At 46.1% G+C, this 10846-nt stretch carries 10 protein-coding genes; 3 read left to right on the top strand and 7 right to left on the bottom strand.

Features of this window, described 5'->3' with window-relative positions; translation table 11 throughout:
• Window positions 1–73 precede the first annotated feature (73 nt).
• Complete coding sequence (locus FHQ30_RS07625) at window positions 74–976, top strand: LysO family transporter (protein WP_139610863.1); 903 nt, start codon at window positions 74–76, stop codon at window positions 974–976.
• Between the two features lie 65 nt (window positions 977–1041).
• Here the strand turns inward: FHQ30_RS07625 and FHQ30_RS07620 are convergent, their stop codons facing one another.
• The 7 genes from FHQ30_RS07620 to FHQ30_RS07590 form a co-directional block, all read right to left on the bottom strand.
• On the bottom strand, window positions 1042–1308 hold the full coding sequence (locus FHQ30_RS07620; protein WP_232517288.1) for a chaperone modulator CbpM: 267 nt from the start codon (window positions 1306–1308) through the stop codon (window positions 1042–1044).
• 8 nt (window positions 1309–1316) lie between these two features.
• The gene (locus FHQ30_RS07615) at window positions 1317–2267 is read right to left on the bottom strand and encodes a DnaJ C-terminal domain-containing protein (RefSeq protein ID WP_139610864.1); all 951 of its coding nucleotides are present in this window, start codon (window positions 2265–2267) and stop codon (window positions 1317–1319) included.
• Between the two features lie 188 nt (window positions 2268–2455).
• On the bottom strand, window positions 2456–5311 hold the full coding sequence (locus tag FHQ30_RS07610; RefSeq protein WP_176552613.1) for a valine--tRNA ligase: 2856 nt from the start codon (window positions 5309–5311) through the stop codon (window positions 2456–2458).
• Window positions 5312–5455: 144 nt separating this feature from the next.
• On the bottom strand, window positions 5456–5887 hold the full coding sequence (locus tag FHQ30_RS07605) for a DUF1016 N-terminal domain-containing protein (protein ID WP_139610866.1): 432 nt from the start codon (window positions 5885–5887) through the stop codon (window positions 5456–5458).
• 31 nt (window positions 5888–5918) lie between these two features.
• The gene (locus FHQ30_RS07600; RefSeq protein WP_132966921.1) at window positions 5919–6362 is read right to left on the bottom strand and encodes a DNA polymerase III subunit chi; all 444 of its coding nucleotides are present in this window, start codon (window positions 6360–6362) and stop codon (window positions 5919–5921) included.
• A gap of 238 nt (window positions 6363–6600) precedes the next feature.
• Window positions 6601–6834, bottom strand: coding sequence for a hypothetical protein (locus FHQ30_RS07595; RefSeq protein WP_132966684.1), 234 nt, complete (start codon window positions 6832–6834; stop codon window positions 6601–6603).
• A 126-nt stretch (window positions 6835–6960) separates the two neighbouring features.
• A complete protein-coding gene (locus tag FHQ30_RS07590) occupies window positions 6961–8454 on the bottom strand; it encodes a leucyl aminopeptidase (protein ID WP_139610867.1) in 1494 nt (497 codons plus the stop codon).
• A 183-nt stretch (window positions 8455–8637) separates the two neighbouring features.
• On the opposite strand from FHQ30_RS07590, the gene lptF reads away from it, so the two are divergent.
• On the top strand, window positions 8638–9744 hold the full coding sequence (gene lptF / locus FHQ30_RS07585) for an LPS export ABC transporter permease LptF (RefSeq protein WP_139610868.1): 1107 nt from the start codon (window positions 8638–8640) through the stop codon (window positions 9742–9744).
• Between the two features lie 3 nt (window positions 9745–9747).
• Window positions 9748–10824, top strand: coding sequence for an LPS export ABC transporter permease LptG (gene lptG / locus FHQ30_RS07580; RefSeq protein ID WP_139610869.1), 1077 nt, complete (start codon window positions 9748–9750; stop codon window positions 10822–10824).
• Window positions 10825–10846 lie beyond the last annotated feature (22 nt).

Below are 10846 nucleotides of genomic sequence, written 5' to 3'. Positions count from 1 at the left end.
AAAGATCAACAGACCCTATGCGTAACGCTATCTTTTTCGCTATAATCTTCGCTCGCAGCAGAAAGAGGTGGCTATGATTGAAGGTTTATTGATCGTCTTGGGACCGATGTTTTTCGGTTATTTAATTAAAACAACAAACAGAAACTGGTTGAATCGAATTAACAAAGCCGTGATGGCACTGCTGTATTTGATTTTATTGATTATGGGACTCTCTTTAGGACAAATGGATGATCTTGCGGTGCAACTGCCGATTATTGCGTTGTCTGCCTTCACGTTTATCAGCCTGATACTGGGATTAAATCTGCTGGCGCTGCTGATTTACGACAAAATCTCGCCACGTCCGCTACGCCACCATAGCGAACAGATGCCGTCCCGCCTACGCTTGATGCTGGATTCTCTACTGATGTCCTCGATGGTGTTTTTGGGTTTTATTTTAGGGCTGTTCAGTAAAGGACATTTGAATATACCGCTGAACAGCAGCACTTATGTCTTGCTTGCACTGATCTTTTTGATCGGGATTCAATTACGCAACAACGGCATTGCACTGCGTGAGGTGCTGTTTAATAAACGGGGAATTTACACGGCGATAATTGTCACTATCAGCGCCTTGCTCGGTGGAATCCTGGCTGCAATGATATTGGATTTACCGATTTCACAAGGCTTGGCGATCGCCTCCGGCATCGGTTGGTACTCTTTATCGAGTGTGATGATCAATGATGCTTGGGGTCCGGTTTTCGGCAGTATCGCCTTTTTTAATGATCTGTCACGAGAAATCCTCAGCCTGTTTTTGGTGCCGTTTTTTATGCAGCAGCACCGCTCGACTGCGGTTGGCATCACCGGTGCAACCGCACTTGACTGCACCTTACCGGTCATTCAACGTTCCGGCGGCATGCAAGTTGTACCGTTGGCGATTAGCTACGGATTTATCATCAATATCTTGGTACCAATTTTATTAGTCTTTTTTATCAATTTATAGCCACAACAAAAGACCGTCGTTTTCCTCGACGGTCTTATCAACACCACCTTATCTAAATCCAAGGCTTATCCACCTTTGCGCAGCGTTTCCAACTCATCCAGCAATTGCAAGATCAGTGCAGTAGCAGGAACGCTGGCTTCAAAATCACGACTGATTCGGTGCGCACGGCGAATTCGCGACAGTTGAAAACCGCTATAACTCGCCTGTTGCGGCTTGCCGTGAACCGAGATGATCTCCTCTTCAATCACACTGACCACCCAATCAATATTATTGTCGCAGGCGCACACGATCTCTTCAAAAGTCAGTTGAATATCTTGTTGTTCGGTCATCATCGTCCTCCTTAAGCTTGGTAATAATCGGCTAGCTGCTGCCAAGCGGCTTTATCCGCATCACTGTCGGCAGGCGGCAACACAATATTCAGCAACAAATACAAATCACCGGCGTCCTTATTCGGAATACCTTTGCCTTTCAAGCGCAAACTTTGTGCGTTACGGCTGTTGGCAGGAATATTCAGGTTAAATTTGCCTGCGATGGTTTCCAACTCTATTTTGCCGCCGAGCGCTGCAGTCCAAGGCATAATATCAATGCGTTGATACACGTCTTTACGTTGATCCACATACAAGCGATCCGATTGATGAAAGCGAATTTTCAGGTATAAATCGCCGTGTTCGCCGCCATTAAACCCCGGCAATCCTTGCCCACGCAAACGAATTTGCTGCCCTTCAATAATCCCTTTCGGAATCTTGACTTGCAACGTTTTGCGCTCATAGCTCATCTGCCCGTCGGCAGTTAAAGTTGGCATATCCAAGCTTAAGCTACGATCACTGCCGTGATAAGCCGCATTAATATCAATGCTCAATTCGGCGTGTTGATCCTCGCCTTTGCTGGGTCCGCTCGGGCGAGAAGCCTGTCCACGCCGACCGGCACTACCAAAGGCTGAAAAGATGTCGTCAAAACGGAAATCGCCACTACCGAAAGGTTGCCCGTCGCCGAAATGGCTGCCTGAAAAATCATGCGATTCATACCCGTAGCGACGTGGATCAAAATCTGCGCCTTGATTAGTACGCCCGGCAAATGGATTTTCCAGCATTGCATCATATTCGGCACGCTTTTCTGTATCTTTCAGGGTTTCATAAGCCACATTGATTTCGCTGGTTTTCTGGTCAGCATCTGCTTCGGTACTAATATCCGGGTGGTATTTTCGCACTAATTTGCGGTAGGCTTTCTTGATGTCGTTAGCGCTGGCATCTTTCGCCACCCCCAACACCTCATAATAATTTTTACTTGCCATTTCACTCTCCTTCAACAGACCCTAGTAAGCACCGGTAAAAGTTTGTTTGCCAAAATAGCATAGCGCCATTTGTTTTTTGTCGCAATGGGATTATCCAACTGCGACGACAGCTAAAATCAAGATAACTGCGCGGTTAACAAAAAGGGCGAATCTAAATTTATCCGCCCTAAGCATAAAAAACTCGCTGATTATAGCGCTTCGATATTCAAATACTGCGCTTTAAGTTTTTCCATACCGTCTTGATATTCCGCCATTTTTGACCGCTCTTTATCGATTACCGCTGCCGGGGCTTTGGCGACAAAGCCCTCGTTTGACAGTTTATTTTCGATACGGGCGATCTCATTTTGCAAACGTTCGATCTCTTTGTTTAAACGTGCTAATTCAGCGGTTTTATCAATAAAGCCTGCCATCGGTACCAGCAGTTCGCAACCGCCGACCAATTTCGCCACCGACAGCGGTGCGGTTTCTCCTTGCGCCAAGACTTGCACTGAATCCAATTTCGCCATATTTTGCAGCAAAGTGCGGTTTTTGGCTAAACAAGCCGCTTCGCTCTCATTTAAATTCCGCAACAACAGATCCAAGCCTTTGCCCGGCGGAATGTTTTTCTCAGCGCGGATATTACGTACATTGACGATAATCTCTTTCAACCACTCGATTTCATCCAGTGCGGTTTGATCAACTAACGCCGCATCATAACTTGGGAACGGCTGCAACATAATGGTTTCGCCAACTACCCCAACCAAGCCTTTCGCCCGTTGCCAAATCTCTTCGGTGATAAACGGAATAATCGGGTGCGCCAATCGTAGTAAACTTTCCAGCACGGTTAATAACGTGTGGCGTGTACCACGTTGCTGCGCTTCACTGCCGCTGTTAAACATCGGTTTGGTCAATTCTAAATACCAGTCGCAGAACTGATTCCAGGTGAATTCATACAGAATATTCGCAGCCAAATCAAAACGATAACCGTCCAATGCCTGACGGAACGCCTGCACCGTATTATTATATTCCGCCAAAATCCAACGATCCGCCAGTGACAGCTCTTTTTCGCCTGCGCCAAAACCGCAATCTTTGCCTTCGGCATTCATCAGCACAAAACGACTGGCATTCCATAATTTGTTACAGAAATTACGGTAACCTTCCAGGCGGTTCATATCCCAGTTGATGTCACGTCCGTTTGAGGCTAGTGCGCTCAAGGTGAAGCGCAACGCATCGGTGCCGTGTTGGTTGATACCGTTCGGAAACGCTTTGCGTGTGGCTTTTTCGATTTTTTCTGCCAACTGCGGTTGCATCATATTGCCGGTGCGTTTTTCCACCAAGGCTTGCAAATCAATACCGTCAATCATATCCAACGGATCGATCACGTTACCTTTGGATTTCGACATTTTTTGCCCGCTTTCATCACGGATCAAACCGGTAACATACACGGTTTTGAACGGGACTTGCGGCTTACCGTCTTTATCTTTGATAAAGTGCATGGTGAACATAATCATTCTGGCAACCCAGAAGAAGATAATGTCAAACCCGGTGATCAATACGCTAGTCGGGTGGAACATCGCCAAATCAGGGGTTTGCTTCGGCCAACCCAAGGTGGAAAACGTCCACAAACCGGAAGAGAACCATGTATCCAGCACATCATCATCTTGACGCAATTCGATATCGGCGGCTAGGTTGTGTTTCGACCGCACTTCCGCTTCATCACGGGCGACATACACGTTGCCTTGGTTGTCGTACCACGCCGGAATACGGTGTCCCCACCACAATTGGCGCGAAATACACCAGTCTTGAATATCACGCATCCAGGAAAAATACAGGTTTTCATACTGTTTCGGCACAAATTGAATCTCGCCGTTTTCTACTGCACGAATCGCCTCTTTTGCCAATGGCGCCACGCTGACATACCATTGATCGGTCAGCATCGGTTCAATCGGCACGCCGCCACGGTCACCGTAAGGTACTTTCAGATCGTGCGGTTTGATTTGATCGAGTAAACCCAACTCTTCAAACTCGGCAACCAACTGTTTACGCGCCGCAAAACGTTCTAAACCACGATAGTTTTCCGGAATAAAGGCTTGGTAATCGGTATTGGCTTTGCCGTCGCTGTTCAGCACTTCCGCTTGTTCACGAATATCCGCATTCAGGGTCAATACATTCACCATCGGTAAATTATGACGTTTGCCGACTTCATAGTCGTTGAAATCGTGTGCCGGTGTGATTTTCACAACACCGGTGCCAAACTCACGATCAACATAGTCATCAGCAACAATCGGAATTTCACGATTAGCCAATGGCAATAATACCGTTTTACCGATTAAGGATTGATAGCGTTCATCTTCCGGATGCACCGCCACCGCGGTATCGCCCAACACGGTTTCAGGGCGCGTCGTGGCGACCACTAAATAATCCAAACCGTCTGCGGTTTTTGCACCGTTTGCCAACGGATAGCGGAAATGCCACAAACTGCCTTTGCTCTCTTTGTTTTCCACTTCCAAATCAGAAATCGCGGTATGCAGTTTCGGATCCCAATTGACCAAGCGTTTGCCGCGATAAATCAAGCCCTCTTCATGCAAACGCACAAACACCTCTTTCACTGCATCAGACAAGCCTTCGTCCATGGTGAAACGCTCACGCTCCCAATCAACCGAGTTGCCAATGCGGCGCATTTGCTGGCTGATAGTACCACCGGATTCAGCTTTCCATTGCCAAATACGGTCAATAAAGGTTTCACGGCTGAAATCATGTCGAGTTTTGCCTTCTTCGGCGGCAATTTTACGCTCAACCACCATTTGCGTCGCGATACCGGCATGATCCGTCCCCGCCTGCCACAAGGTATTATCGCCCTGCATACGGTGATAACGAATCAAGGTATCCATTAATGTCTGCTGGAACGCATGCCCCATATGCAAACTGCCGGTGACATTCGGCGGCGGAATCGCAATGCTGTAACTCGGACGAGAACGATCTTCCGACGGTTTAAAATAGCCGCTTTCTTCCCAATGTTTATACAGCGTTTGTTCTACTGCCGATGCTTCAAAGCGATCCGGCATTTCAAAGGTTTTTGTCATAGGTTTCTCTATCTTATTGATTAACAATATTAGGATTGTTTTCTTTTAGAATAAAAATACTCGGCTATTTTCTCTTGTACTTTTAATTCGCGTTGTTCGAAATTTTCAATTTCTTGTTTTAATTCATTAAGCAATTCTTGCTCTGATGGCAAATACATCTGATACCGACTGGCAAAAATCTGATTTTGATTTTCCGGCAAGGTAATACTCACGTTTATCCGCATTTTCAAACGGCAATAATAACTTATAATGCGTCCAACTCAATTGTGTCCGCAGTGCGGACACAATCGGAAAAAGACGATAAAATTGACGATAACGAGCAAGCTGGCGACGAGAAAAACCGCTTCCAAACTCTGGCTGCAGTTGCTCGGAAAGATAACGAATCAAATAACTGCCATAATCCGCTCGCTCTTGCCCAAGCTGCTCTTCTTCAAAAATACGTTTACCAATATGCCAATACATCAAGGTGCGTTGGTGATCAACAACTCGAATCGCTTGTTCGCGCGATTGATGAATGATCAGCTTAACATCGGTAATCATATTCTGTGAAATGAGCATTATTTGTCTCTACTAATTTAGATATGCAAAATCACGAAACTTGCTGTGTCGTCAATTCAAATCCCAGCTGACGATACTGTTTATAGCGCTCACGCGCCTGAATTTTGGCTTGTTCTTCAACGGGTACGAAATCAATCACCTGATTAAAGCTGTTGGCAAAATCCGGAACCGCACTTTGCAGTGAAATCAGCAGATCGCGCCGTTGGCTATTGCGTTTGCCGAGCCAACTGATTTCAATTGGGGTGGCATAAGTGGTGATTTCGCCGGACAAATTATGCGGCACGAACTGTTCCGGATCACGCTGCCATAACGCTTCGTCCAGCAGCAACGCCTGTTGTTCCGTTTCACAGGCAATCAACACCCGTTTGCCCAAGCGCCACGCATCAGCTGCCAAATCACAGCTCAGCGCTTCTTGCGCATTCAGTTCCGAATCCGCTTTCTCCGCCTGCAAAAGATAAAATTGTGCTTGTTTCACCACTCGTTGCCCTATTTTTTGTATTCAAGCTCCAGTTATAAGCTTCCACATTCAAGATTCAAGTATTTCCATGCCTTGATTATCGCCTGAAATAAACGGTTAATTTTAGCGAAAAAAGCGTCGTAACGAAAGGAGAAAATATAAGTCGGAATATAAAACAAAAAGTGCGGTCGTAAAAAAATCGCCACCTTATCAATGACAAGATGGCGATTCTGTTCTTTTTAAATCAAATGAAGTGTCAAGCGATTGTATCTCGGATTTGCTCTAGATCATAATCACTCGGGATAACCTCCACCGGATTGACTTTCGCTAAAATCCCTTCCAGCTTTTTAGTCGGACGACATTGTGAAACTACTGCGCTTCCTAACGCAACAGAACGATATTTTGCCTTATTCAGTGCCACACAAATCTGTTCAGCATCCTGTTCCGATGCACATTCAAATTTCCGCACGACTAAAGGTGCAAGCGCCATGACAACCTCCTTTATATAATTAATTTAAAGATAATAGAAAATAGGCAGCGCTAACTATACACCATTTTTTGCTTAAATTTATAGCTAAAACCGACGAAAATTTGATTTCATGCCTATTTTTAGTACTTATTTTGCTTTATTTAATAAATATTGCAGCAATAATGCGACCGGACGCCCGGTTGCACCTTTCTCTGCACCGGATTTCCATGCCGTGCCGGCGATGTCTAAATGTGCCCAAGGATATTTTTTCGTAAAGTTAGATAAAAATGCTGCTGCGGTGCTCGCGCCCCCCCAGCGACCACCAATATTGGCAAGATCGGCGAAATTAGATTTCAGCTGCTCCTGATACTCTTCACTCAACGGCAGGCGCCAAGCTTTATCCAGTGATTGTTGAGCAGCATGCTCCAGTTCCGCTGCCAACTGATCATCACTCGTAACCAAACCACTGTTGTGCTGCCCCAATGCGACCACGCAAGCGCCGGTTAACGTGGCGACATCAATCACCACTTCCGGCTCGAAACGTTCCACATAAGTCAACGCATCGCACAACACTAAACGCCCTTCTGCATCGGTATTCAATACCTCAACCGTCAAGCCGTTCATCGTGGTTAAAATATCGCCCGGACGATAAGCATTGCCGTCCGGTAAATTTTCGCAACCTGCCAAAATCGCCACAATATTTAATGGCAGTTTTAATTCGGCTACGGCTTTCATCACCCCATAAACCGCAGCTGCGCCACCCATGTCATATTTCATTTCATCCATTTCTGCCGCCGGTTTTAACGAAATGCCACCGGCATCAAAAGTCAGCCCTTTGCCCACCAACACAATCGGCTTCGCTTGTGGATTCGGGTGATTTTTATATTCCATCACCGACATAAACGCTGGATTGTGCGAACCCCGTGACACCGCTAAATAGGCGTCCATCTTAAGCTCCGCCATTTGCGCTTCGTCAATAATTGTGGTGTTGAGCAGCGCAGATTCATCAGCGAGTTGTTTAGCACAGTCTGCCAAATACGCCGGATTACAAACATTCGGCGGGCAATTGGCAACATCTTTTGCCGCTTTCACGCCGTTGGCAATCGCACGCGCATGGGCAATCGCCTGTTCTGCTCTGGCAATATCATCGGCACTCACCGCAAAGACGATACTATTCAGCGCTTGACGCTGCTCTGATTTTTTACTTTTAAACGCATCAAATTGATAACGTGCTTGCTGCACTGCTTCCAATGCAAACCGCACTTTCCAATATATTCCACGTTTAGCCACTTGCACTTCATTTAAAAAGCTGACCGCACTTTGCGCATTGGTATCACGCAGTGTGCTAAAGGCTTTCTGCACCACTTGCTGATATTGACGTTCGCTTAAGGCTTGGGCTTGGTCACCACAGCCGAGCAATAAAACCCGCTTTGTCGACAAATGCGGCACATGATGCAGCATCAGGCTTTGTCCGACTTTGCCTTCGATTTCCACTTGCTGCAACATTTGACTCAAATAGCCACCACTTGCATTGTCCAATTGTTGCGCCGCCGGGCTAAGTTGTTGTTTTTCATAGACTGCCACCATCACACAATCGCTTGGTTGCGCCGCCGCTCCAATTTGGCTCAAGGTAAATTCCATTTTGTTCTCCCGATAATTTTTATTGTTGTCACGATTAAAATAAGGGTATCATTATACGATTTATCGTGGAGGATAACAGAGATTCACAAAAAAACTTTGTTTTCGAGCGATGATTATTTTCATTTTTGTTGTCTTAATAAAAGATTGATTCTGTAAGCAAACCTAAAACTACAAGGGCTGACCGTGATCTTACTTAAATATTTAACCAAAGAGATTTTCAAAAGCCAGATTGCTATTCTGTTTATTCTGCTGTTGATCTTTTTTGCTCAACAGTTAGTGCGGGTACTAGGCTCTGCGGTAAATGGTAGTGTGCCTTCCGACTTGGTTTTTTCTTTACTCGGGCTGGGCATGCCGACAATGGCGCAATTAATGTTGCCGCTATGCCTGTTTATCGCCATTTTAATGACACTCGGTCGCCTGTATGCCGACAGTGAAATCACAGTGATGCGCGCTTGCGGTGTCGGACAGCGGATTTTAATGCGGGTCGCACTGCTGCTGTCGCTGTTTACTGCCGCTCTTGCCGCCTATAACGCGTTCTGGCTTTCGCCTTGGGCAATTGAGAAGCAGGTGAATATGCTTGAACAAGCAAAAGCCAACCCAACGCTGTCTGCCTTAAGCCCGGGTCAATTTATCAGCAATAATGACGGCAATTTTGTGTTGTTTATCGATGATGTCGAAGCCAATCGTTTAGACAATATCTATCTATTCCAAATGCGCGAACGCGGTAATATCAAACCGTCGGTTTTGGTGGCTGAAAACGGGAATCTGGAAGCACTGCCGAACGGCGATCAAATCTTAAAACTCAATAACAGCGAACGCTATGAAGGTAGCGCGATTCTGCCTGATTTTAAAATTACCCATTTTGATGATTATCAAGCCTATCTGACCTTTGCCAATGTGGAATCGGAAAGTGACAAAATCGAACGCTTAAATCTCAACCAGCTACTCAACGACGGCTCTGACGCAGCACAAGCCGAATTGTGGTGGCGAATCTCGCTGGTGCTTGCCGTGCCGTTGATGGCGCTGCTTGCCGTGCCGTTAAGCAAAGTCAATCCACGCCAAGGACGGTTTGCTAAAATGCTACCCGCACTTTTGCTGTATTTGATCTATTTTCTGTTGCTCAGTTCATTAAAATCTGCCGGCAGCGGCGGCAAAGCTGATGCTACGATTTTGATTCCGCTAGTTCATCTGGTCTTTTTCTTGATAGCCATCATCTTAAACAGTTGGAACAGTGCCTTTATGTATAAAGTTCGCCATTTTGTCTCCCCCAACTCGGCGCTGGAGGATTAATTTATGTTTGGTGTATTAGATCGTTACATAGGCCGGACTATTTTCGGCACGATTTTAACCACTCTGTTTATGCTGGTCGGTCTGTCCGCCATCATCAAATTCGTCGAACAATTTCGCGATGTCGGCAAAGGCAGTTATGACAGCCTGCAAGCCATTTATTATACCTTGCTGACGATGCCGCGCGATGTAGAAACGTTTTTCCCGATGGCGGCATTGTTAGGTGCGTTGATCGGACTCGGCGCACTTGCTGCCAACAGTGAGTTAGTGGTGATGCAAGCCTCCGGTTTTTCACGCCTAAAAATCGGGCTATCGGTAATCAAAACTGCGATTCCGCTCATCTTAGCAATTATGCTGTTGGGCGAATGGGGCATCCCACAAACCGAACAATTTGCGCGCAATATGCGCTCGCAAGCGATTTCCGGTGGTTCACTGCTATCGGTACAAAACGGCATTTGGGCAAGAGACGGAAATAGTTTTGTGTATATCCAGAATGTCACCGATAACAGCACGCTGAATAATATCTATATTTATCAATTTGACGATCAACGTCGCTTGAAAACCATGCAACACGGCAACCAAGCCACTTATCAGGAAGCCGATGGGAATTGGATCTTTAATCAATTCAGCGAAACCATTATTGAAGAGGATTCGATTCAAAACCGCAACTACCTTAACCACGTTTGGCAATCTGGACTAACACCAGATAAACTGCTGACGGTAAGTTTAAAAGCAACTTCACTCTCAATCAGCGGCTTAAACAGCTATGCGACCTTCCTGAAAGAGAGTGGACAAGACGCCAAACAGTTTGAGCTGCTCTACTGGCGTAAACTGGTTCAACCGATTTCTGTCGCGGTGATGATGTTATTGGCGCTGTCTTTTATTTTCGGCCCGCTACGCAGCGTCACCACCGGCGCGCGGATTGTTACCGGTATCGTGTTTGGTTTCGCTTTTTATGTGATCAACGAAACCTTTGGACGCGTCACTATGGTGTTCAACATTCCATCGATCATCGGCGCATTGCTGCCGAGCTTGCTGTTTTTGCTGCTGACATGGTGGCTATTGAAGCGTAAACCGAGTTAATTTTGTTAGGGTCTGTTGATCT

This window comes from Testudinibacter sp. 'clade 2', assembly GCF_006227735.1.
Taxonomy (GTDB): domain Bacteria; phylum Pseudomonadota; class Gammaproteobacteria; order Enterobacterales; family Pasteurellaceae; genus Chelonobacter.
The sequence above is the reverse complement of the archived record's forward strand: the minus strand, read 5'-3'. Positions and strand labels throughout refer to the sequence as shown.